The 26179-nt window shown below is 42.3% G+C and carries 8 protein-coding genes; 2 read left to right on the top strand and 6 right to left on the bottom strand.

All coding sequences use genetic code 11. The features are described 5' to 3' along the window. Positions 1 to 426: 426 nt before the first annotated feature. The gene (locus ACGF5R_RS20320) at positions 427 to 1359 is read left to right on the top strand and encodes a LysR family transcriptional regulator (protein WP_387692443.1); all 933 of its coding nucleotides are present in this window, start codon (positions 427 to 429) and stop codon (positions 1357 to 1359) included. 237 nt (positions 1360 to 1596) lie between these two features. Here the strand turns inward: ACGF5R_RS20320 and ACGF5R_RS20315 are convergent, their stop codons facing one another. From ACGF5R_RS20315 to ACGF5R_RS20295, 5 genes are all read right to left on the bottom strand, one after another. Continuing rightward, positions 1597 to 4494, bottom strand: a complete 2898-nt coding sequence (locus ACGF5R_RS20315) for an RHS repeat-associated core domain-containing protein (protein ID WP_387692441.1) — start codon at positions 4492 to 4494, stop codon at positions 1597 to 1599. Positions 4495 to 4630: 136 nt separating this feature from the next. Further along, positions 4631 to 4951, bottom strand: coding sequence for a phage holin family protein (locus tag ACGF5R_RS20310; protein WP_112876805.1), 321 nt, complete (start codon positions 4949 to 4951; stop codon positions 4631 to 4633). Between the two features lie 52 nt (positions 4952 to 5003). After that, positions 5004 to 9428, bottom strand: coding sequence for a SpvB/TcaC N-terminal domain-containing protein (locus ACGF5R_RS20305; protein ID WP_387692439.1), 4425 nt, complete (start codon positions 9426 to 9428; stop codon positions 5004 to 5006). A 56-nt stretch (positions 9429 to 9484) separates the two neighbouring features. Beyond that, the gene (locus ACGF5R_RS20300) at positions 9485 to 16552 is read right to left on the bottom strand and encodes a neuraminidase-like domain-containing protein (protein ID WP_387692437.1); all 7068 of its coding nucleotides are present in this window, start codon (positions 16550 to 16552) and stop codon (positions 9485 to 9487) included. A gap of 569 nt (positions 16553 to 17121) precedes the next feature. Continuing rightward, on the bottom strand, positions 17122 to 23766 hold the full coding sequence (locus ACGF5R_RS20295; protein WP_387692435.1) for a neuraminidase-like domain-containing protein: 6645 nt from the start codon (positions 23764 to 23766) through the stop codon (positions 17122 to 17124). Between the two features lie 969 nt (positions 23767 to 24735). On the opposite strand from ACGF5R_RS20295, the gene ACGF5R_RS20290 reads away from it, so the two are divergent. After that, complete coding sequence (locus ACGF5R_RS20290; RefSeq protein ID WP_387692433.1) at positions 24736 to 25455, top strand: class I SAM-dependent methyltransferase; 720 nt, start codon at positions 24736 to 24738, stop codon at positions 25453 to 25455. 103 nt (positions 25456 to 25558) lie between these two features. Here ACGF5R_RS20290 and ACGF5R_RS20285 read toward each other — a convergent pair whose 3' ends face one another. Then, positions 25559 to 25813, bottom strand: coding sequence for a hypothetical protein (locus tag ACGF5R_RS20285; protein WP_387692444.1), 255 nt, complete (start codon positions 25811 to 25813; stop codon positions 25559 to 25561). Positions 25814 to 26179 lie beyond the last annotated feature (366 nt).

The following is a 26179-nucleotide window of genomic DNA, read 5'->3' as shown; positions in this document are numbered from 1 at the left end:
TAATCGCCCCCGAAAAACACGGGGTGGGAAAACACCGAATGAATTATTTAAGGGAATACGAACATGTTTACTTCCAGATTAACGATGTTGCACTTATTATGTGAATCTACCGTGTATTTTATTTAATGATATATTGGTATTGATTTAATATAAATATTATCGATGTTTATTTAACTAATTGAAATATAGAATATTAGTGATGATGAGATATATTTGCACTTAATCACAAAATATAAAGTTTCATTAAAATTATTATTTAAATATATTGATAATTTATTTTTATTTTATAATAATTAGTTAAGTGTTTAGTAAGCATTAAGAATATAAATAGTGAAATCCAATATCAATTAATACATGTCCTAATGTAAAATAATGCAAAGTAGAAACATCATTGTCATGTTCTATGGTTAATATTCTATTTCTGGAATGAAAACAAGAGGGTATGTGATGATATTTTGTTCAAAGCAACTAAAGTATTTTATGGAATCAGCTAAGAAAGAGTCATTCACGTTAGCAGCGGATACGCTTTGCATTACCCCCTCTCCACTTAGCAGGCTCGTATATCAACTGGAACAGCGTGTAGGTTGCCAATTATTTGAGCGATTACCGGGAAAAACCAAGCTTACGGAAGAGGGTAAGGCATTATATCAGGAGTTGTTGCCATGTTATGAAAGGATCCAAAAAGTTGAGGATAACTGGAATTGTCGTAGAAATTATAAATTATCAAACAGAGACAAACTGGTTATTGGCACAAGTGGAGAATATGTTAATAAGATATCTACGGTCGTAAAAAGAGCGGTGCAACGTTATCATTACCGCGATATTTGTATAATCAACAATTTCCTCATTGATGATTTAACAAGACAAGACGCAATATTTTCCTCCTTAATGAAAGGGGATATAACGGTTTATGTGACGACTGAATGTTATCCAGATAATGATGATATCATCAGGATAGATGGTGCTTATCAAAAGTTGTCTCTTGCCGTATCCAATGATATTTTAGAACCAGAGAGTCATGTTGATGAAATAATATATAGCTTTCCTTTGGTTCAGCATAATAGTGCCTTTTTAAAACAATGCGATAATTTTATGCCATTGAATTATCTGCCTGAATACCAGAATTTAGCGTTATTGACGATCCCTGATTTTACTAATAGATTGGATCTGGTAAAAGCGGGTGTCGCGATAAGTTTAATGACACCCAATGAAATGCGCTATTCTGCCCATATTGATAAAGGTATAACATTTCTGAATTTTGAACCACGTCCAGCACCATCGGTAAGGTATTGTGCTTATGTCCTTAGAAATAAATATAAAGAACCATTAAATTCATTAATTGCTGATTTGATATTTTAGAGTTGGATGTAAATTAATGGATTGTATATTTTTGATAAAATATGATCTTGATTTTTTTACATTAACACTAAAATTGAAATATTTTAATATTTTTAAATATGATGTCAGAAACGAGAAAGCCATGAGATAAATACTTTCTCATGGCTTATTATTAAAGATGGTTTCTTATTTAGTTTTCCCCCTTGAGTGTAAGTTCAAGAGGGCTATTAGCAGTAGATAAAGAATATTAATTTTTCGTTATCTCTTATGAGGTTTTACATTTTTAAGCGGAATTGTTGTCAGGAATGAAACTTCTGCATCATTTACCGGCCCATGATTAAGTGCAATTATGGATGCTGTTTCTATTTCTGGTGTGTCAAGTAAGAGTGAAGGTACCCTGTCTTTAGTTCTTCCCTTCGGTAGTGGATTTAGTTTTTGTCCATCAATGGTAAGCTCATAAAGATCCATATTAATTTCATGGAGTGGAGCCCCTGAACTTTGTCCACCTGCTTCAGTATTAATTGCAGTAGAGACCCATACTGTAGATCTGTCCTTGGTATATTTTATGTAATTTGAAAGATCATTTAATTTTGGCTTTGCTCCCCATTTGTTTATGTTCTTGACTGTTTCTTGAGGTAAATTAGAAGTATCTTTCTGACCAATAAAGATACTAGCAAACTGCCTTGCCATCTTAGTATCTAGAGGAGTCCAGGCTTTAAATCCTTCAGGGAATTTACTCTGCATTTCTTCAAAGGATCTATTATCCGCTCTATATAAAGTAAATGACTTTTTCTGTAGATTTGTCGAAATAGTGCTTGAAGAGCTGCTTTGAGTGCTTTCTGGCAGAGATATTTCAGGAATAGATTTATTTCCTTCTGGACTCAATGGAGCAGTAATGGATGATCTCGACATCGTTGGTTTTATGCTTGCAGATTTGATGGGGTGTGTAGTTGGTTGTCTACTCGTTGATGTTTTGGGTAAGGTAGGTTTTGGTGCTACGGGCGGGCGGACGTTTATCGCTACGTTTGTGGCATTTGTTGGCGAAGGCGCTGAATCTGCTACTTTATTTTTTTGCAGTGCTGCTATGCGTTCTGCAATTGTTGGCATTAATCCATCAGGATCAAGTAGGGTAGCCGGATTATTCCTCACCATCCGATATAAATTCAGTCCATCTACTGTTCCCGCCGGATCGGCATTTAACCACCGTCCTACCCACGGCTGATAATACCGATAGCCGTAGTAATATAGCCCGGAAGAATCCCGCTCTTTGCCTGAGTAACGGATGGTTTTATAACTGGCTTCTGTCTGATTCCTTGCTGCCCATAATGCCGTGCCACCATAGGGATAGTACTCTTCCTCACTGATAATCTCTCCTTCGCTGTCTAATTCAAGCTGACTAGAGCCAATAAGATTATCGTAGCTATAACGTAGCTGATTATTGCTGATATCCGCTGGTTTGCCACTCTCCCAATGTAATACTCGTACCTGTGCCCGGCCCGCTTCTCCTACTGTGATAATTTGCAAATCTTCGGTTGTGGTCGTGTTGTTTTGTGTTAAACGGAGTTCTAAGCTCGACAAATAAGTTATTCGCTGTATTTGAGCGTTGTTGCTGGCCCGTTGTTCGTTGACTTTTAATGTCCTTTTCCCATCACCACTATAACGATACCACTCCCGATCATCATTGGTGCCCTTGTCCCGTTTCACCAATGTTACTTGTTGTAGTTCACCGCGAGTATTCCAGTTCAGGCTTTGTCCTGATGTTAAGATGTTCTGATGCCCGCCTGCATCAAACAAAGCATCTACTTGCGCCGGATCTTCGGTCAGTGTGCTTAGCACTGCGCGATTGCTCCGGTTAGAAACCGTGATATCTGTGGTGTAGTTGTTTTGCGTAGCCGGTGAACTGTGCTGGATTTTAGTCAGATTGCCGCCACGGTCATAAATATAAGTACGGGTATAGTTGGTATAAGTGTTGTTATCAGAAGGTAGAGCGGGGGAGGGAAATTGGTGACTTTGTTGACCTATATTCGCCATCTCGCGCCCGGTGGCGCTGGTAAGCTGATATAGGGAATCGTAAGTGTAGGTGTTTTCCGGCACCACTTTTTGATTGTGCCAAAAGCGGGTAGCTTCCGCATCGTTACGGATACTGATGACATTGCCGACCGGGTCATATTGATAGCGTAGGTCTTGCAACACTTTGCTGTCTAACGGATTGGTGTTTGACGGACGGCGGGTTTTGATACCGATAAGCCATTGGGTTTCCGGTTCATAACTATATTCAGTAATAACACCATTGCCGTGTTCCTCGCGTAATTTTTGTCCGGCAGCGGAATAGGTCAGGGATTTAATAATCACTTGTTCCGTCTGGCCTTTTACTGTTAACCCGCTCCCGTTTAGCTGCCCGGCCACATCATAGGCTAGCCTCTGAATGTTCCCTTTCGCATCGGTCTGAGTCAATAAAGCGCCGGTGGTATCGAAGGTGCTCAGGATGGTGTAGATGTCATCAGCCAGCATGTTTTGCCAGACAGTTTCGTTATCACCTGTCCAGTTTGCCTCTTGAGTGTCGATCAATAGTTGGCTGGATTGAGATAAAACAGTACCGGTCAGTGATAAACTCTCCAACCGGGTAACTCCCGCCGTGTCATAGTGGCGCACACACTGGCCGGCAAGGTTATGGTTTTTCTCTGCTTCGCTATTGCCAGCCCAAATCAAGCGTTCGGTGATACGGGATGTTTTTTCCTCTGGTATTTGTTCGGTAACAGATAACAGACGACCGGGCAGAGAAGAAATTTCATATTGCCGGGTTTGTATGACACCTGTTGCAGTCACTGTCAGCAGCGGACGGCCTTCAATATCATTCAAGGTGACAGTGCGACCTGCATCAATGCTCTCTGTACGTAGGGGATTACCGGTCAAGTCATACTGCCAAAGAAAATTGGGTTTGATCGTACTGTTAGTTTGTCTGACCTCATATAGGCGCGGATCGATGCTTTGACTTAGGTGCCCGTGAGCATTGTATTGATGGCGGGTAATACGGGTATCGGTATCACCGTTTGCGGTGGTACGGTGAAAATCGATATTACGGATCGTCAAACCACGGTTGTCTTGGACGTTGACGATAGGGGTTTTTTGATAAAGTTTGGGATCAATATTTTTCATGATTTACCTCGTTGTTGTGTGTAATCCTTTCTGCAATCGCAATTTTTGTCTGCATGTTAGTTTTCTTACGATAGTGTAGTAGATAATTTCCCAGTTTAGCTGGAGACAGATGGTTTGCTGTGGCAGTGGGCATACCTTATTGCTTCCTTCCATGATCATGATGATGCATAACGAGGCGGCGCCAGAGCCAATTCAGTCCGGTACTTCCTGTTGTGCCGAATAAACCTGCAATCGCAAAAGTCATATAGATACTGCTGCCACTTTCAAAACTCAGCAGTCCTCCCAGTACACCGGTAAAACAGGAGATGATGAGTTGACAGAATACGTTGATCCAACTCCATTTATATTGTTTGTTTTGCATATCAATGAGGTACCTTACTAACCCGCCCCAGGCCGCAATAAAACCAATGATCAACCAGATAATAAGTTGAGTATCTGACGGTATTATGAACAACACCTTTCACCTCTATCTATGTTTCCCGCCTGTCAGCCAGGCGGGGTTGATCAAGTTACATATTCACCTCAGCAGCTGTGTCATTTTCATCCTCATTGACAGTAAACCAGGGAGTGAACAAGGTTCGGCGTAACCAACCTTTTGCGGTGATAACCTTGATTTCTCGACCAACGGGATCATAGACATGGGTATCTGCATAAGCTTCTTTTTCCTGCCGGGCACTGTCATTGCTAATGTATCGCCAGTCATTGAGGAAATAGGGCTGATAGGTGCGTATCGGTTGTCCCTTATTGTCATATTCTGTCCGTCCGGTCACTGCCCAACGATTTTCGGTATTCTTGACACTTATAATCAGAGAACCATCTTCATTACGTTGCCAGGCCAAGCCTGCTTCATGTCGGGCAGCAGCTTGCAGCAAGCGGCCAAAGCCATCGCTAAATACCACCTGTTGACGGATCTGTTGCTCAGGATCGCGGTCATAACGATCCGTAGTCAATGTGAGGCTGTGAGGCGGTAAACGGCGAACGTTGTTTAACAGGCTAATGAGTTGAGGGGGTGCCTTTTGACTTTGTGCCCAGTGGCGATAGGCCAGTGTACATATGCGCTCATCTTCGGTGATGATTCTGGCGTTGTATAACTTTTGCCGGTCTTGCTCTGCCAGTCTATTGAGGGCTTTCTGACTTAGTACTGGCATCCAGCTTTCTGGTGCGTAAACCTGACACTGTGCTACAGGGAGCGGTTTTTTTAACTCAATAGCGGCGTCTACATCGGATGGTGGAGAAAACGATGTTTTTTCCGGTGAAGAGTAACCGGTCATCTTGCCGTTTTCAGTTCCCCAAAAGCGCAGTGTGATTGGTCGGCCTAGTGCATCTAGCGTGATAAGGTGCTGATTGTCATTGATATCCGTGAGTTGTACAGGAGTCAGAAAACGCCAGTCATATCTGGTTGAGGTTGTCAGTCCAGCAGCATCTCGGGTTTGGGTGACAACGCAATAGCTTGCATCCCAAGTGAGTGTAATTTTGCCCGTGAGTTGGGTGTTGCTCTGTTTTTGTGGGCGCCAGAACTGTGCAGCTGTACCGTAATCGGTATAGCCATGATGAGCTACCCAGATTTTGTCTTCTCCAGTGCGAGGGAATAGATAATTTGTTTGTTGGTATCCGGCTTGTTCCAGCGTCGTTGATAATTGAGCAGATGGGATACTCCCATCAAACGCTGATAGTGTGGATTGACTAAATACCGTTGTCTCGGTAAAGGCAACCAGCGCTTGTCGCGTTGGCGTTTGCAATGGCGTTGCATTTTTCCCATTGGTATAAACGGTTTTTTTCTGGCCGAGGTATTCACGCGGTTTATTATCCGCAATCAGACTATTTTTATCGCTCAGTAGTTCCAGATTTAAACCATCAGCAGGCACATTTTCAGCGCCATAAGTAAAGATATCACTGCGGGTACTATCCGGTAATCCCAATACCCGAACGGCATTACCAGTCAGATGATGCCAACTGAACTGTTGATAAGTGAACCGTAATTGGCGTTGCTGGTCATCATAGCTGTTGGCTAACAACTTATCAGGCAGCGTATCAGGATACGGACTGATTGCCGGTTGCTGTCGGCGTGGATACTGTACCGAAACCTGTTTTAGCGGTTGACCAAATAGATCACTGGATAGCGTAATATCTTGGCTGCATTGCGGGTCGCTGGCGATACGCTCGTAATGATAGTTGCGGCTTTCAACTACAGATGACCACAGCACCGGATATCGGTTATCGGTATGCTGTAATCGACGTACTTGTGGGCGGAATTCAGTGACCGTGTAGGGAGTTTTCTCCTGTGTACTGCCATCCTTCCCGTATAGTTCACTACGTAGCAGTTGGCCTTTCAACGCCCGATTTAGCCAATACTGGCTGTTATCATCTTCCGGTGTTAGCTGAACATCTTGACCATCTTGCCAGGTCGTAAAGCGTGGTGAAAAACCGGCAAAAGCCTGATTATCACCACGCCAATACTCTGTCGATAATGTGTTATCTATTACGGGCAGCCCGGTGGCATACCAGTTTTTGGTCAGTGCGGGTGGTGTGCGTTCTGGCGCGTTGCCTTGAGCCAGTTGATGGCTGTCTGTCTGCTCTACATAACCAAATCCGCGAAATTCCCGCTCACGCCCATCCCAGGCACCACGAGCATAACGTAGTGTTGTGACTAATTTGTTGCCGCTGATTTCATCCTCTGTTTCCGTTTGCCATAGGGTGTGTACCGGGAAGGGGAGATAACAAACCGGTGTTTGTCCGGCAGCCAACGCCGCGGATTTTTCATCCAGCCAAAACTGGGTGGAACTGCGGTAACGCAAGGTGTGATGGGCCCCCATATTGTTATTTATTTCACTGAGTAACCACGGTTTTGCGCTGGTTAGATCACAACGCCAGTGATGGGGAGCCATATGTGGCACGCTCAGTATCAGGCTGGCGACGCCTAACCCTTGTACATCGGCCACTTGTAACTGACAGGTATGATCAAAACGCAAGCCTTCTGGGAAGCGCAATGTCACTGGTGCGGCAAAACCGTTGCCGCTTTTATTCAGGAAGATATCCAGACGGTTGGTGTGAACATAAATCAGATCAGTTGGACCGCTGCCATCCAGATCGGCCAGATAAACTTGAGCAGGGTTAAATATGGCCTCCGGCTGGCTGAATCCCGGTAGGGTAAGGGTAATGGGTTGACCAAAACGTCCGTGCCCCAGATTAGGCCAGCAGGTGACTTTAGTTGCGCTCACTTCAACCAGATGCGTCTGACCGGAACCCAATACATCACTAAACGCCACCAACTTACGCGGATCGGCACCCGGTACTGGCAGCGTGACATCACCGGATTGCACCACATCTTGCCCTTTGGCAAAGCCGTCACAAGTATTGGCATATAAACGCACACTGTTAGGGCCGATCAGCACTAAATCAGAGAGTCCGGCTCCCATTAAGTCGGCGAGTTGCGCGCGTGGATGAGTATATTCCACCGGCAGAGCGTTGAGCGGGGTAAAACGTGTCCAACTGCCATCCGGGCGTTGACTATGATATCCCCGTAATCCCGGTCCGGTGATAACCCAGTCAAGTTGGCCGTCTCCGTTGATATCCACCAGCGAGGCGTTACTTTGCAAGGAAGGGATAACAGACAAAGGCTGCATTTTTTCCCAAGTGACGGTATCTGAGCCAATTTCACCCAAGCGCTGTGCGGAACGGTACCACCAGGCGTTTTTATCCTGATATAGCAGGCCCGGTAATCCTTCGCCTTTTAGATCAACTAGTTGCCAGCGCTGAATAGAGTTGAAATTAGACAGAACGTCCATCCGCTGCCAGTGAGCGTTATGTTGCGGTGAAAAATCCTGATACGCCAATTCTAATGGTGGCAGGGTGACGGCAGTACCGTCTTGCTCGTGTCCCACTCGACGAACAAATGCCAGCGTGCTGGCGATTTCGCTTTCGTTATAATTGAGTATCAGGCGTGAAACCAGCGTTGGTCCGTTGTGTTCTTTTATCTTATTATCCAGCGCTTGCAGGCAGTGATACATCAGTATCTGACGGCATAAACGGCGGGTACGAATCCCAAAGCCATATTCATAACGGGAAAAACGGTCCTGACGACAAAGCCAGTTACCCGTTGCTGTAAATGCTGGTGGCATTTTCAGGTTGTTACTGCGTTCGCCGTAATCAAATACCAGGTAGAACAACCAGTCTGTTTGTGATGGGCCGCGACCATCCAGACCGGGTAACGTTTCGCTGGCTGTCCGGTTGCCGTAATACACTATGTGTAAATAACGTTGTGCTGTGGCCTGTGGATGGAGCGTAGTTTCATTAGTTTCACAATCTAAGTTATCTTCGGCTCGGTACTGATAATAAATTTGCTCACCATGTGGTGATACGGAAGCTTCTAGCAACCATTGTGCTGTTTGTGTGATGTCTGACGGGTTGCTGATCCGCGCTTGAGATGATTTACCCAGTAGATGTATCTGTCCATCTGGGCTATATATCAACCAAAAGTCTGTTTTGTCTGTTGTCTTGGGCTGCCAATATTCCAATCGGCTGAAATGACTTTCCAGACGGGAACGGTATTCGGTAACGGTGAAGGTAGCGCCTAGGTTGATACCCTGTAATGTCGATTCATCACGCGGTTGATCCGCTACTACCAGTACTTCGCCTTCCGGCCCAAGGAAAGTATCGGTTTCGTTATAATGGGGAACGCCAAAATGGGTGCGTCGGCGGATGGTCATAACATTGCAATCCCAACCCAGACCAAATGGACTGTTACCGGCGCCACTGTTGTAGTTTAAGGCGAGTGACGGGGCATAACCGCGCCCGGCAGAAATAGGCAATGGTAGAGATAGCGCGGCCATACCATCCGGTCCGGTGGGGGTTAACGCTTCCCCCATTCCCGTGATAGCGCCTCCCCCTTTGGGCAATGATAGTTCTGTAATACTAAAATCTTGTGAATTTTGCATGAAAGACTCCTTGCAGGCCCCATTTAGGGGCCTGTTTTAGCACTTAATTGAAATCGTTATTGGCGAATGGTGTAGCGAATATGCAGAATGATGTCGCTTAGACTCTCCAGCATGGTTTGTTGTTTGCCCTCTTTGCTTCCTTCACCAATTGCATTTGGGAAGCTCAATGTCAGCGTACCTTTATCGATGTCGATTCCTTCAAACGGCAGGAATTTTCCATCGTTGAAATCCAGTTGGAACTGGCCGCTGTCATTCATCCCATGAGAAACCGCCAACGATTTGCAACTTTCAGTTAATCCAGTGACATCTCCGCTGTAAGACAGAATCGCTTGCACATCCTGATAGGGGCCTAACAGTGCTGGCAGGGTGACACTGATCTGTTTAATTCGGCGAACATTACCGACTCCACTACCTTCTGGGTAATCGTGACAAATTTGTAAGTCAGCTAACGAAATAGACGCTTGCAGAGAAGTTTTGGCACTTTTGGTACCAAACTTCAGGGCATTATTTCCGCTACCGGCAGTGCCTAATTTATTCTTCACCAGTTCTGCAATTTTCTCAGTCAGGGAAAATTGACTTTTCTCTTTATAGATATTTGCTAGTGAAACGGTACGTTCTACTTCCAGTACGCGTTGATCCTGTTTCAGATGCGCATCTTCCATTTGTGCCAGATTCAGCATTAAGGTTTCTCCCGCCAGCAAACCGGCATGGGTTCCTTGCCAGGCACCGGGTTTGATAAAGCTTGCCGTGGTGTCATTAGTCTCCCAGCGATAGGCCATTTCAGCCATCAAACAGCGAGCTACTGTTAAATCATAGAACTGGAAGTAAATGGCGGACAGCCGACCACGCAGCCAGTTGTACAAAGCTTGATTGCTGAACTTATGTTGTAGGAACAGCAGTTGTGCTTGGGTTTGTTCCTGTTGCGTTTTCAGGCTGGTTTTCTGCAACACCGCGGCTTCGCGGCGTACTACTAGTGATTGAAGCTGAGCATCGATTTGTTTCAGCTCTGTCTCGGCGTTATTACGCTGTATTTCCCATTCCTGACGGCGACGACGGTAGGCTTCCGACTGGCTGATTTTATCCGCTTCGGTGTTCATGACACTGGCGGAGAATTCCATGACATTACCTGTGGCTTGGGCGATCGCACCCCAATGGCTACCACCATCAGCGAAGCCAAAGATGTTGGGGGCCAGATCAAGAGCCGCGCCCGCCAGATGTGATGCTTGAAGGACAGTAGAGATACCAGCGACGGAAGCACGCAATGCCATTGCCTGTTTTTCACCTGCGTTGATGTCTTCATTGTAGAATTTGCTGTAGCTATCAAAACGTGATTGAGCTCCGGCGCGTGTTTTTTCTAGCACAGTTTTTTCAACATCCAGCTCTTCAATGGTTTTGCCCTGTATGCTGAGATTGGTCAATACCAGTTCCGCCGCATGATTCTGCAACAGTGTGTTTAATGCCTCTGCATCCTGACGTTCGATAATATTTTGTAATGTGGAGCCGAATTGAGTGAGCTGACTGACCATGCCGCGGGCGTTTTCCAGCATGTGTGGGAAACGCCACAGTGACATAAATGACGTTGGCATATTGCTTCCGCCCTGTGAGCTGGCAACAGCGGCACTGAGTAACGCTTTTGGATCGGCTGGTGTTGCGAAAATAGGCAGATGCAAAGGTTGACCATCAATAGAGAGGTTATGGCGCAGGTTATACAGCCGTTGTTCCAGTTTCTGCCAATAGCTCAGCATCACTTCGTTGACCTGTGGCAGGAAAAGATCTGTATTGCTTCCACCTGTAGACTGGCCTTGTCGTAAATCTGCTATTGCTTTGGCGTGTATCTGTTGTTTTTCAAGATCTGCGGCTTCTTCTAGCTCTGGATCATTCCATGTTGAACTGAGTGGTAGATGAGGTTTATCACCTAATAGATGCAGTGCTTGCATATACCACATTTTGGCTTCGGCGAGTGTGTCTCGCTCCAATTGGCGATAGGCGTAATCTCCCTGTTCGATCAACAGATCAAGGGTGCGCATAAAGGTGGCGACTTTGTAGTGCATTGGGTCGTGTTGCGCTACAGCGTCAGGATCGACCGAATCCAGTGGATCATCGTTCCAACTAGTATCCTCTTGTAATGGGCGGACATTCCAGCGGTAATGCTGCATTTGACCATTGACAATATAGCCAGCCGGATTCCAGACATATTTCAGCCAGCGGTTAGCCTCATCGAAGTTTTGCTCGTGCAGCAAACGCTGAGCAATCAACATCGGGGTATAGTAGAACAGTTCCCAGAAATAGAGGCTGTTAGCGCCGTTGAAATCCATTGGTTCTGTAGCATCAAGCGAATCTTCTCCTAATTTAGGTTCCTGAATATTCTGAGTTTCCATGCTTAAAATAGTGTCAATACCAGCGTTGGCTCGGCTAATTAATTTACGGGCAAATAGCGTATTAAGGCGGGTACTATTGTTTCCCCATTGCATATATTGTGCCCCGCTTGGATTGCTGTGAAGGGATAAGACATTATCAGTTTCTGCCTTTTTGGTAATACGAATACTGAAATGTTCTTCGCCTAGATTACGTTCTTTCTGACCACTTTCAAATGCTTCAGCAGATGCTGTAAAGGTGACATCAATACTTGCTTCATTATTATTATATGTCAGCTTGGAGACATCTATTTCTTTGAGAGCTTTAAATTGATAATACATTTCTTCGAAGTTAGGGGGTGGCTCAGTAGGTACATTGTTGTCCTTGCTTGCTATAAACGTTTCTTCTTTGATACCGGTAGCCTTTATTATGACTTTAACATTTGAAGACTTAATATCGGTATTAATAAACATTGGTCCAGAAACATCAGTGTCAATACCACCGTGGTCATCCATATAGAAATATTCTTTGAATGGATTGTTGTTACTATGTTTATTATCAATATAACCATAGTTACCACTAATGTTACCGCCAGTGGTTACGGACATTTCTTGAGAGCCAGAGGGAAGGTTAGGGAGCCAGGCTCTTACAAAGTTAGTGGCACTATCCCGATAAAACAGTAGTTTCCCTTTTTCGGGGGTGTCTCCATATTGATAAACAGGGTAGATAAATTTTTTATTTGATAAATTATTTTGGTTAATACCTAGCGTGGTATAAATAATAAATTTATCACCAAGCTTACCGTATTTTTTCATCAAATTGCATTGATTACGTTGTCGACCTTCATATCCATTATGAATAATTCTTAACTTCGGTGAGATTTGGATTTTTGAACCATTTAATTGAGGTCGGGTAATCAGAATACTCCCGCCATATACCATACTCAGGTAGCCTTCACCCCAATCATAACCGTTATTACTGTTTACTGATGAAGGGATTTCGTAGCTTTCTGCATAGCGGTTATTGACTCTTATAACACTATTGGTTTCAGTACGGGTATCAAGCTGTTCATGAATATTAAGTTTATAATCATTAGGCTTCATCTCTTCTTGTGACATATTAGAGGAGATATATAACCCTTGCATGGTAGCCTGTCTATAATCTGCTTGTTCGGGCCGTTTTTGATAAAATATGACCAGTAATTTATCTTTGCCTTGATAGCTTGCACAATAGAGTCCTAACACTTTATTCGGTTCTAGATTTAGATCAGATATTTTTTTATCTACATCAAAGGTAATTGGTGTATTCCAGGTACCGTCATAACGAATATGTGCCAATTTCAGTTCATAATAATAGCTTGTGGTCGTTTTGCTTCTTTGTTTGTCTGTTTTTATTTCTGATAGAGCTTCTACTTTTGATAGAGCTTCTACTTCTGATCGATTAGTTACCTTCTTCTGTTCCAGCCAGGTGATATATAGGCGGGATTGGTAGATTACCGGGCGGATAGTATCTTCATAGGGGTTAATTGGACAGTCAATTTTGTGCCACTCGCTCCAGGCATTAGCGGGGAATTTACCTTCGCTGAATTTATTGTGATCTACACTGCGCCAATAATATTGATTCACTTCTGTTTTACTGCGTCCGATAAAATAGGTCAATCCTTGGTCATTATTAATGTTGTCATGGTAGGCGCTGATTACTTCCAGATTAGCCACCTGTTCGAATGACGTTAGATAAGATTTAAAGGCATCTTCTACGGTATCGGTATTCAATTGGCTTTGGCTGATGGATTGCAGTAGCGTATCCATCATTTTTGTCTGCCCAATACGTAATGTCGGATCGATGTAATTCTCTGGATAGTAAAGGAGTTTAGCCATGCCGGCCCAGGTGCTGTAGCGTTTGTTGTATTTATCCCAGTTAGTAAAGAATGAGCGGCTGGTGACACTTGTGACAGTATCTCCCTCCATATTTTTCAATGCGCGGTTAATATACAGTTGGATACTAGCGATAGCTTCAGCAATTTCCGTGGTTTTAATGGCGGCGGAGACCTGATTATCGATCAATAGGTATTGATATAGATCATCACGGTTTTTAATTACCGTATGTTTTCTTGCTTCTCGATCTTTTTGGTTATGAGAATAAATATAGTATGTACTTAACGCAGCACTGCGAGACTCATCCAGAAATGCACATAGAGCGTTGGCTTTTTGGGTGTCTAGCCCGGAGGTTAATATCGCAGCGACGTTTTCCCATTTGGTATAGTCAGCGGAAGATTCTATGTCTAATACTTGCTCCAGTTCAGAAATACCTTGTGGAGAGATATTCAATTGACGTGCGATGTTAATCCATTGCCGGATGGTGTCGATAGATGACCAGTTGGAGAAATCAGCTTTTGCTTGAGTCTTGGCTTGCTCCAGTAGATTTTCATCAAGATTCATGGCCTTAGCCAATATTTCTGCTGTTAATGTTCCTTTTTCAAATTCGGTCAGTACAGAAGAGGCGTTTTCACCTAGTGAGTTAACCCAGTCGGTAAAACGCGTCAGCATAATCAGTGATAATACATTGTGTGTTGACGTTGCTGTTGTGGTAAGACCAAAGAGTTGTGGATTTGTCACAAACAGACGTAAAGTGCTTTCGCTAAGGCCAGTAGAACGGTAAATCAGTGCTAGTTGTGCTAGACATTGGCAATAGTGGACAGCTTGTTGAATTGAGTTATCTGATGCAGTTGTTCCTGTTGGTTCCGATGATTGAGTTCCAAAGGGATTTTTCCGCAACCAGTCCCAGAGTGTGTCTGCCGTCATTTTGTCTGCTTTGCCGTAGTTTAGCTTATCTGCCCAGGCCAGCACGGAGAGAGCAACATTCTCAGATGGCAATTGCAGAGCGGCGGCTATGTAATGAGACAGTGTTTTTTTCAGATTCTCCTCGGCCTCTTGCAGATTCTTTTTGGCTTTATTTAAATTTTCTTCCGATTTTTGCTGGCTTTCTTCCGCTTTTTTTAGCTCCTCTTTGGCTTTTAGTATTTTCTTGTCAAAATCTTGCAGGCCGTTATATATAGTATCCAGTAAGTTCTGAATTTCTGGTGTCAGGGTTTGGTTATAGTCGGTGGTGGTCATCACAAATAACTGATATACACTCCATTTCCGTGTACGCAGCCAATTGGTAACAGTATAGAGTTTGCTAATTAGAACCGCTAAATTATCATGAGTAATCTTAGATAAATCGGTTTTTCCTTCATCTATGGCAACTACTACTAGTAGTACCCCTAATTCATCAATAGTTAGCTGATGGATATCCGCGAGTAATTTTGTGCGATAGAGATGAGAGAGATTATCTCTATTATTAACCATTGTTTCTTTAGTGTTGTCTCCATAGGTAACCTTTAGTAGTCGATTTAATGAGATATCATCGACATTAAAAGCACGTTTAAGTACTGTTTTGTGCCAGCTGTTGGTACTGCTTAGATTTAAATCAATCTCTGGAGTGCCATTGGTAGAAAAATCCTGACCATTCAGTTTTGGGGAATTAAATAAACGATCAAACTGGCTTGGATGGCCGTCATTGCTATGTTGTGAAATTGGTGCCTTGCATAGTATTAGTGCAGTTTCAGCATCAATACCGTAACGTTGCATATAGTATTTAATACAGAAGATTTTTTTTAACACTTCTTCATTGATGTTGAATTCTGGACTGATACTGCGGAGGATTCCACTTAATACCGTTGGTGATAAGTTTATAGCTTTGAATAGACGAATAAATTTATTAATTTTCAACAGAGCACGATAATTAGTCTTTTCGATAGTTTGTTGTGTACTAGTAGTACGCGATGCAGGCTCAGTAATTGTTATTTCTTCTTCTGGGAGAAGTATAGTTCTTATTTTAAGGAAGTCGCTAAACTCTTCATCACTCAGATTGTAATAACTTTTCAGATATTCCAGTTTTTCTATCAGAGAAGGTTTAATATCACCAAAATTATTCTTATAAAGAGTTTCAGCAGTAGATTCGGTAATTTCTTCTGTCAGAATAGTAAATAACTTTGGTGAAACGGAAGCATTAATATCTAACAGGGAAGCTTGATACTTCAATTGAGAGAGTGTTGTTTCTGGGTATACGCTTAATTGCTCAAATACCTGAGCTTGTAATTGAATAACCTTACGTACACTTTCATAAGCATCGTGATATGGCATCGAACTGGAAAGGCGGAAAGTAGATAATTTTTCCATCACTTTAGTGTGGCTGTCCAAATTAGGCTGAGTTTTAATCCCTTCTAGCAACATGTCATTAGACAGAGAAAGTGTGGAAATCTCCGTATCCATATTTTTCTGGCTGAGTACCAATGATTTTAGATCTGGACGGCGTTTATCCAAATGATAAATAGAATCTTTGTCATGTAAATTTCGTGCCTGACGATAAAGTTCAGCCAGGTAAGCCGCGGGAGAAAACATGGAAGAAATTGCGCCAGGGGCTGCATATTGGCTAGCGCGGTTGCCAAATCGGCTATTATAACCTTGTTGGTCAGCATGAGGTGTTGTCAGGGCAAGATGTACCGCACTTTGTAATTGAGGATTGGCGCGTTTCAGAATACGGGCTTCATGCAGAAGGTTATCCTTTTGCACCTGCTGTGCTTCAAGATATAAGCTCTGGGTCTGTGACCATGAGAGTTGGTCCTTCACTTTTTTGCGAAGTTCGTCAAAAGAGAGATGGCAAATATCGGTTAGATTATTAAAACCTGCTCCTAACGCTTGTTGATATTCGGATTTGAGTGTGTTCATGTTTATTCCTTTTAAATGTTAGGTCAATAAAACATTTATGCTGGCCTGAGTACCGTGGATATAAATAAGGTTATTTATATTCATCAAAACAAAGTCAACACAGGTAACGTCTGATAACAGTCTGAAATTAGGTTGAAAATAATGGCTAAATAAAAACACCATTTAACTATCAACTATTTCGTAGCGTTATTATTTGTTTAAATGGCTGTTGTAATGCAATAACAAAAATTATAATTACATCATAAGTAATATAATTGATTAACAATAACCAAATGAAATAGTTGCATTTGTTACATATTGCATGCTACGAAAAAGAAGAGGGTTGATATTTTATAGTAGGCAATCGGACTCACGAGAAAAGGAAATATCTCTGTTATAACGAGCGTTAGACAGGTAAGAAGGCAGACTGTGAGTGTGGTGTATACCCTATGGATTTCAAGATGCATCGCGACGGCAAGGGGGTGAGCGAGTGCAGCCAACAAAGAGGCAACTTGAAAGATAACGGGTATATATTCGTGAAAGGTTCAGGCCCCGTTTAGGAGCCTGCCTTTAGTATTTAATTGAGGTGGTTATTGGCGGATGGTGTAGCGAATATGCAGAATGATATCACTCAGTGTCTGCAACATGTTTTTTTGTTTGTCAGTCGCATTGGGGAAACTGAGTGTCAATGTGCCAGTATCGTTAATCGCTATCCCTTCAAACGGCAGGAACTTACCATTGTTGAAATCCAACTGGAATTGACCACTGTCATTTATCCCATGAGAGATCGCCAGTGATTTACAGCTTTCAGCTAATCCGGTTTCGTTTCCTCCGTAGGACAGAATAGCTTGTGCATCCTGGTATGGCCCTAACAGGGCTGGCAGGGTGACACTGATCTGTTTAATGCGTCGAATATTGCCTACGCCGTTGCCTTCTGGGTAGTCATTATGTAATGACAAATCTGACAGAGAGATTTTGGCACTGAGTTGGCCGTTTTCTAATGTAACGGGATGATCGTCAACGGAGCCAGTTGTGCCATCTGCTAGCAGGGCAGAAATTCGTGTTGTCAAATTGAACGATTTTTCTGGCAGTGCTCCATAGAGTTGCGCCAGTGAAATGGTCCGTTCTACTTCCAGAGCGCGTTGATCCCATCTCAAATGGGCATCTTCCATTTGTGCCAGATTTAACATCAAGGTTTCACCAGCGAGTAGACCAGCATGTGTCCCTTGCCAGGCGCCGGGTTTGATAAAGCTTGCGGCGGTATCATTAGTCTCCCAACGATAAGCCATTTCAGCCATCAGACAACGGGTTACGGCCAAATCGTAAAATTGGAAGTAGATAGCAGCTAGCCGACCACGTAGCCAGTGGTACAACGCTTGATTACTGAATTTACGTTGTAGGAAAGTCAATTGCGCCTGAGTCTGTTCCTGTTGGGTTTTCAGGCTGGTTTTCTGCAACACCGCAGCTTCACGGCGTACTGCCAACGATTGAAGTTGGGCATCGATTTGTTTTATCTCTGCTTCGGCATTGTTACGTTGGATTTCCCACTCCTGACGGCGACGGCGATAGGCTTCAGACTGGCTGATTTTATCCGCTTCGGTGTTCATAACACTCGCGGAAAATTCCATGACATTACCTGTCGCTTCGGCAATTGCCCCCCAACGGCTGCCGCCATCAGCGAAGCCGAAAATGTTGGGCGCCAGATCAAGGGCAGCGCCTGCCAGACGCGATGCCTGCAGGGCAGTGCTAAGGCCAGCCACAGAGGCATGCAATGCTATCACCCGGTTTTCACCCGCATTGATATTTTCATCGTATAGCTTTTTGTAGCTGTCAAAGCGTGATTGCGCTCCGGCTTTGGATTTTTCCAGTACGGTTTTTTCCGCATCCAGTTCTTCTCGGGTTTTGTCCTGTATGCTGAGATTGGTCAATATCAATTCTGCCGCTTGATTCTGCAATAGCGTGTTTAAGGCTTCCGCATCCTGACGTTCGATAATATTTTGTAACGTGGAGCCGAACTGTGTTAACTGGCTTACCATACCGCGTGCGTTTTCCAACATCAGTGGGAAACGCCACAGTGACATAAATGACGTCGGTAACTTGCTTCCGCCTTGTGAGTTGGCAATAGCAGCACTGAGTAACGCTTTTGGATCCGCTGGTGTAGCGTAAATAGGCAGATGTAGCGGTTGACCGTCAATAGAGAGGTTGTGGCGCAGGTTATACAGCCGTTGTTCCAATTTTTGCCAATAGTTTTGCATCACTTCATTAACCTGTGGCAAGAAAAGATCTGTCGGGTTGTTGTGCCGACTAACATCACCTTGTCGCAGAGCGACCATTGCTTGGGCGTGTTCTTCTTGTTTCTCCATTTTGGCCGCGTCACCTAAACTTGGCTTACTCCACTCTGAACCGAACGATAAATCAGGTTTATCACCCAATAGATGCAGTGCTTGCATATACCACATCTTAGCTTCGTTGAGCGTATCTCGTTCTAACTGACGATAGGCGTAATCTCCACGGGCCAGCAACAGATCAAGGGTGCGCATAAAAGTAACGACTTTGTAATGCATGGGATCATATTGCGCTATAGCATCGGGATCGACGGAATTTAATGGATCATCGTTCCAGCTAGTATCTTCCAACAACGGGCGAACATTCCAGTGGTAGTGCTGAATCTGACCATGTTCAATATAGCCGGCTGGGTTCCAGACATATTTCAGCCAACGGTTGGCTTCATCGAAGTTTTGCTCGTGTAACAAACGTTGAGCAATCAGCATCGGAGCATAGTAGAACAATTCCCAAAAATAGAGGCTATTGGCTCCGTTGAAATCCATTGGTTCTGTGTGTTCGGATAGAACAGAAACTTTAGAAAAGCCTTGGTATTTCTTGACTGGTGCTCGTTCGCCTCCATGAGTCATGGCTGAGGTATGATCAGCATCATTAATAAGTACAAATTTTTGCTGAGTTTCGCTGAAATAGAAGAAAGCTGGCTCCCACCAATTTTGATAAAATTGTCGCTTGTATTGCACCCCTATCCTGACACCCTCCATAGTATAAAGGTCTTTCTTATAGGGGACAAATAAAGTAATGCTGGTTTCATTATCCGTTAGTGTTCCTTGGTAATATAACCGCATTGAATTATTACCATTAATATTACCTATGTGAATTTTAAACCAGCGTTCATTGCCATGTATGTTTTGATCGTATTTAGGAAGAGTGAAATTAGCAAAAAATCCTTCCTTTAATTGGGGTTCGGATAATTTCTGAGTTTCCATACTTAAGATAGTATCGATCCCGGTCATGGCGCGGCTAATTAATTTACGAGCAAACAGTGTATTCAGGCGAGTACGATAACCTCCTGACTGCATATACTGCGCTCCGTTTGTATCGTGGTAAAGGATCAGGATATTATTGTCATTTATTTCTATTGATGAAGAGATTTCGTGTCGGTTATTCACCTTAATGATACTGTTGACTCCAATATCGATATCAAACTGGTTACGAATGTTAAGTATGTAATCTCCGAGATTTATATCTTCAAGTAATATATTTGAGGAGATATGTAGCCCTTTTATTGGCGCATCTGTTGTGTATTTATCCGGTGCGTCCTGTTTTTGATAAAACAGGACTAACAACTTATTGTCTTGGTGATTTGCACAGTAGAACCCTAGTTGTTTTCTTATTAGCTCTGGTTCCAGTCGATCCAGTTCCTTCTGAATATCCTGTTGGTTCAATTCCAGTTGTTTTTCCCTTACGCTTATCTCTGTCGTTGATTGCCCCTGTTCATTCAATTCTCTCTCCCATTGCGCCAGTTGTTTTTTCCGTTGTTCTATTAGCGGTGGCAATAGTTGCAATGATTTTAGTGGCTCTATAGGTTTTGGTGGACTTACTGGATTCAGTGGTAGGATTGGTTTTAGTCGCTCTACTTCTTCCTGCTGTTCTTTCAGTTTATCTTCTAATTGCTTTTGGTACTCTTGCAATTGGTCTAATAAATCTGATGTTTTTAAAACAGCGGATATTTTGTCATGTACTTCTAAGGCTATTGGTGTATTCCAGGTACTGTCATAACGGATATGCGCCAGTTTTAGTTCATAGTGATGGCTTACGACGGTTTGATGATTATTTTCTGTCTGTTTAGCAATTTTCTTCTGCTCTAGCCAGATCAGATACAGGCGAGATTGGAAAATTACCGGGCGGATAGTGTCTTTATAGGGATTTGTTGGACAGTCAATTTTGTGCCATTCACTCCAGGCGTTAGCAGGAAACTTACCATTGCTGAATTTATTGTGATCCACACTACGCCAATAATATTGGTTCACTTCTGTTTTACTGTGTCCGATAAAGTAGGTTAATCCCTGATTGTTATTGATGTTGTCATGATAGGCGCTAATGATTTCCAGATTAGCCACCTGTTCGAATGATGTCAGATAAGACATAAAGGCATCTTCTACCGTATCGGTATTTAATTGACTCTGGCTGATGGATTGCAGCAACGTATCCATCATTTTTGTTCGCCCGATGCGTATCGTCGGATCGATGTAATTCTCAGGGTAGTAAATGAGCTTAGTAATGCTGGCCCAAGTGCTGTAGCGTTTATTGTATTTATCCCAATCGGTAAAGAACGGATGGCAGACGACACTTGTGACTGCATCACCTTCCATCTTTTTCAATGCCCGGTTGACATACAGTTGGATGCTGGCGATAGCTTCTGCAATTGGCGTGGTTTTGATGGCAGCAGAAACTTGGTTATCGATCAATAAATACTGGTATAGATCATCACGGTTTTTAATCGCTGGATTTTGACTAGCAATTTTACCGATATAGTATTTACTCAATGCGGCGCTACGAGACTCATCCAGAAAAATATGCAAGGCATCGGCCTTTTGGGTGTCTAGTCCTGCGGTTAATGTCGTAGCTACGTTTTCCCAATGAACATAAGTGGATTTTTCAGCCTGTAATTTCACTAGATCTGAAACGCTCTGCGGAGAAACGTTCAATTGATGCGCGATATTAACCCATTGCAGGATAGTATTGATAGATGTCCAGTTGGCGAAATTAGCTTGTGCTTGGGTACTGGCTTGCTCCAGTAGATTTTTATCAAGGCTCATGGCATCAGCCAACTGTTTGGCTTCTAATGTTCCCTTTTCAAATTCGGTCAGTACAGAAGAGGCGTTTTTACCTAGAGAGTTAACCCAGTTAGTAAAATGCGTCAGCTTTACCAGTGATAATGCATTGTGTGTCGACGCTGTTCCTGCGGTAAGGTCAAAGAGCTGCGGTTGTGTGACAAACAGACGTAAGGTGTTTTCACTAAGGCCGATGGAGCGATAAATCAGCGCCAGTTGTGCCAGGCATTGGCAATATTGGACTGCTTGTTCTTCTGTTACAGTAGTTGATTGTTCTGAATTGTGTTGAGATTGCAACCATCCCCAGAATTTTGTTGCTGTCATTACACCAGCGCCAGGTTTTAGTTGATCTGCCCAAGCGAGTACATAGTGAGCGGCATTTTCAGACGGCAATTGCAGAGCGGCGGCGAGATAAGGAGACATTTTCAACAGAAGATTTGTCTCATTTTCGCTGTTAAAGCCTTGCAAACCATTGTAGACAGCATCTAGCAGGTTCTGGATTTCTGGAGTCAGGTTTTTGTTATAGCTGGTGGTGGTCATCATAAACAGCAGGTACGTATTCCATTTCTGTGTACGCAACCACTGGGTAACGCTATAAAGTTTATCGATCAGAATAGCCAGATTGTCATCACTTATCCCTGATAAGCTGGTTGATCCTTCATCTATGGCAACCAACAGTAAATTCAGTTCATTAACAGTTAACTGATGAATATCTGCCAGTAATTTGGCTAAATAGAGATAAGAAATATTAGTTAAATTATTGATTATTTTTCCATTGTCATTATCACAATGAGTCATCTTTAGTAATTGATAAAGTGAAATATCATCGACATTAAAAGCCCGTTTAAGCACTTCTTTTTGCCAGCTATTTGTATCGTTTGGGCTTAAATTAATCTCTTCATCCCAAACGTGAAAATCCTGACCATTCAATGGTGGGGTATTAAATAAACGACTAAATTGATCGGAACTACGGCTATAATAATTTTGTGAAATGGGTGCATTACACAGGATTAATGCAGTTTCAGCATCAATATTGTAACGCTGCATATAGTATTTAACGCGAAAGATTTTCTTTAATATCTCTGTATTGATGTCTGGTATATCATTCAATTCATCGTATATAGTAGGGTCATATTCCAGGGTGACTTCTATAGGTTGAGATATTGCCTGATAAGTTCTACTAAAGGCAATTTTTTTAAGGATTGCAGGTGCCATTTTGGTGGCTCGTGACAGAAGAATAATCTTATTGAGCTTGAGTAGATAATATTGAGCGGGTTGTTGGCTGCCATATTTGGAATTCATTTCCTCATGTATTAGCCTAATATTTCGTTGGTTAATAAACTGGTTAACTTCCTCATCAGTCAAATTATAATAGCTTTTTAGGTATTCTAGCGTTGCCATTAAAGAGGGCTGAATATTGTCAAAGTTTTCTTTATAGAGCTTTTTAATCTCTTCTTCGTCATCTGTAATCTGCTCTGTTAGGATATTAAATAGTTCTGGCGAGATGGAAATATTCATCCCCAACAGGGAAGCTTGATATTTCAGTTTAGCGATATCTGTTTCTGGGGATGGACTAAATTGGTCGAATGTCGGAGCCTGTAATTGAATAGCTTTGCATATATTTTCATAAGCATCGTGATACGGCGTCGAACCAGAATGGCGAAAGGTTGATAGCGCTTTCATCACATCAGTATGGCTTTCTAGCCCAGTCAGCGTCTTAATCCCTTCCAGCAGTACTTTATTAGATAGAGAAAGTGTAGAAACTTCATCATTCATATTTTGCTGGCTGAGCGTCAGTGATTTTAGATCCGGGCGGCGTTTATCCAGATGATAAATGGTATTTTCTGCGTGTAAATCCCGTGCCTGACGGTAAAGTTCAGTCAGATAAGCAGCGGGAGAGAACATGGAGGCAACTGCACCGGGGGAGACATATTGGCTGGCACGGCCACCAAATTTACTGTTATAACCTTGTTGATCGGCGTGAGGCGAGGTTAAAGCAAGATGTACCGCATTTTGCAATTGAGGATTAGCACGTTTGAGGATACTCGCTTCATGCAGTCGGTTAGCTTTTTGTGCCTGTTGTGTCATTTCAGGGTGTTCTGGTGTGATTGTGCTCATGTTTATTCCTTTTAACTATTTAATAAATAAAATATTTATGCTGACTTGCACTCCATGAATACGTAAAGAGATTCTTAATGTTCATTAAAAGAAGGCAGCAAATAGGGTGTCTGATAACGTGCTGAAATAGGATGAAAATAACGGGTAGATAAAACGGTACCATTCGGTCGTTGACTATTTCATAACGTTATCATCTATTGTTTCTCTAAATTCCTGCGGCAATGCAATAATAAAAATTATAATTACATAAATAATAATTACATTGTTAATGATAAAGTTATGAAATAATTACAATTGTTTTGAATGGTGTTTTATGGAAAGTAAAGTGATTAATATTTTGTGATGAGCGCAGAGAATAATGATAAAAAACATTATTTCGACTGTTTTATGGCCTCGTTTTTGGGCTGTTTTTAGGTAATTGTCAGATGGCATTCAGTGAGTTTTTTTCTTTTTGGTTATCATTATGGTAATTATCGCGACTGTATATTAATCTGTATAAAGTAGTTATTTTCAATGAATATGATTATTATTTTTAAAAACTATTTTTAGAATGATAATATACCCAATTAATTTTAAAATGCAGGATTCAAGTTGATTGAGTATATATACAAGAAACCTCCTGTAAAAAAAGGAATATTGTGACTGGACTCAATATATAGATAATACTCATATACACATAGTTGTATTTGTGTCATTTTGATATTGAATTTTTTTCACAATGGGGGTCTGGAGGAGCGTGATCAATTTAAAGAAAAAGCAATATTGCTAAATATGACTTAGATATTGCAAAAACCAATTTATTATTTTAGGTTCTGTTAGACCTTTTATTTAACTCAGTTATGTTTTTTCTTAGCAAAAACCGCCGTAAACCCTTGCCCCGTGCGGGCGGGGATATCAGGCGAAAAGTCCGAAGGGCTTTAAAGAGCAATTTTTGGTTATTACTACACATATATGAATATGAGATGACAAATGAATACTGACTGGATGAATGAAGAGGTTTCAAACTTATTCGATCAATATGATGATTATTTGGAAGAGAGACTTGGGTACACACCGTTGATTGATAACCTTAAGGAGAGCTTGGGGCAAAATATATCGGTTCTTGATTACGGTTGTGGTGGTGGGAAAGTGTCACGTCGGCTAATTGCTGGAGGCATAAAGACGGTAACGGGAGTAGATATCTCACAAACTATGGTGGACAAAGCCGCCAGCAATATCAATCGTGGCAATAGCTCTTATCATCAAATCAAAACTGGTGTCCTTAACTTCAATGATAATACTTTCGACGCAGCTATATGCTGTTACGTGTTCATCGGTAGCAATAAAAAGTCTGATCTTTTAAAAATCGCCAAGGAAGTTCATAGAACATTAAAACCTGGTGGTATTTTTTACGTATTGGATACTAATCCGGATTCTTGTGGGATTAAGTTCAGCTCTTTTATGAGCGGCGATCTAAATAAAAAATACAATGATGGAGAAATCAAGCCAGTGTATTTAGATCTGCCAAATGAAAGTATATTTAAGGTTTCAGATACGCATTGGCATAAAGATACATATTATGAAATCTTGAACAAGGCTGGGTTCAAAACTATTGAGCTTTTTGAACACAATGACGCGGATGCTTTAAAGGATACTGGAGATTTACGATGTTACCCCCCTTTTGCCATGTTCAAAGCTACTAAATTCTAGATGCTCTATACCCTATGGATTTCAAGATGCATCGCGACGGTAAGGGAGAGAATCCCCGGGAACATAACTAACTTTGTGACCGGGGTGAGCGAGTGCCGCCAACTTAAGAGGCAACTTGAAAGATAACGGGTATATATCTGACCGATGGAATTCCTTGCTTATTACAAAAATGCCGGTGAGGGATTCCACATGATTGGTTTCGAAGGTAATTTAATATTGTTTTTTCCTGGGTGTAGCCTTGTTTAAAAAACAGAGTAATCGAGAGACCCAGACGGGAAACAGTCAGCCCATCGCCATTGAGGAAGGTAAACGCGGCCAGTTGTGATCTTAACTGGGCAAAGTAATCTAAAGTTTTCATCATTTTCTCCATGAATTATGAGGCGGTGGCGAATGTCACACTCGCCAATGATACGCATTACACCAAAGTAGTCTTCGGTCGCAATCTGGATGTAATCTATTTCTTGATCTTCGGCTAGTTTATCGCCCGTAAATCTCACTTAAATAAACATTTTCAAATTATCAGGATGCACAGAACCATCGAAGTAAGGCCGGGCAAATGGATTACTGGATTGCGGTAAATTATCATGTTGGAAGCTGAAATTAATATTTAATAAAGGTAGATTCACATAATAAGTGCAACATCGTTAATCTGGAAGTAAACATGTTCGTATTCCCTTAAATAATTCATTCGGTGTTTTCCCACCCCGTGTTTTTCGGGGGCGAT

Origin of the sequence: Photorhabdus sp. RM71S, from assembly GCF_042879355.1 — a bacterium.
Taxonomy (GTDB): Bacteria; Pseudomonadota; Gammaproteobacteria; order Enterobacterales; family Enterobacteriaceae; genus Photorhabdus; species Photorhabdus kayaii.
The sequence above is the reverse complement of the archived record's forward strand: the minus strand, read 5'-3'. Positions and strand labels throughout refer to the sequence as shown.

Bases quoted from the DNA above. Each gene is read 5' to 3' on its own strand.
- ACGF5R_RS20300 (WP_387692437.1), bottom strand. From the start codon at position 16,552: ATGAACACACTCAAATCCGAATATCAACAAGCGTTAGGAGCAGGTTTT.
- ACGF5R_RS20290 (WP_387692433.1), top strand. From the start codon at position 24,736: ATGAATACTGACTGGATGAATGAAGAGGTTTCAAACTTATTCGATCAA.
- ACGF5R_RS20285 (WP_387692444.1), bottom strand. From the start codon at position 25,813: ATGAAAACTTTAGATTACTTTGCCCAGTTAAGATCACAACTGGCCGCG.
- ACGF5R_RS20305 (WP_387692439.1), bottom strand. From the start codon at position 9,428: ATGCAAAATTCACAAGATTTTAGTATTACAGAACTATCATTGCCCAAA.
- ACGF5R_RS20295 (WP_387692435.1), bottom strand. From the start codon at position 23,766: ATGAGCACAATCACACCAGAACACCCTGAAATGACACAACAGGCACAA.
- ACGF5R_RS20315 (WP_387692441.1), bottom strand. From the start codon at position 4,494: ATGAAAAATATTGATCCCAAACTTTATCAAAAAACCCCTATCGTCAAC.
- ACGF5R_RS20320 (WP_387692443.1), top strand. From the start codon at position 427: ATGAAAACAAGAGGGTATGTGATGATATTTTGTTCAAAGCAACTAAAG.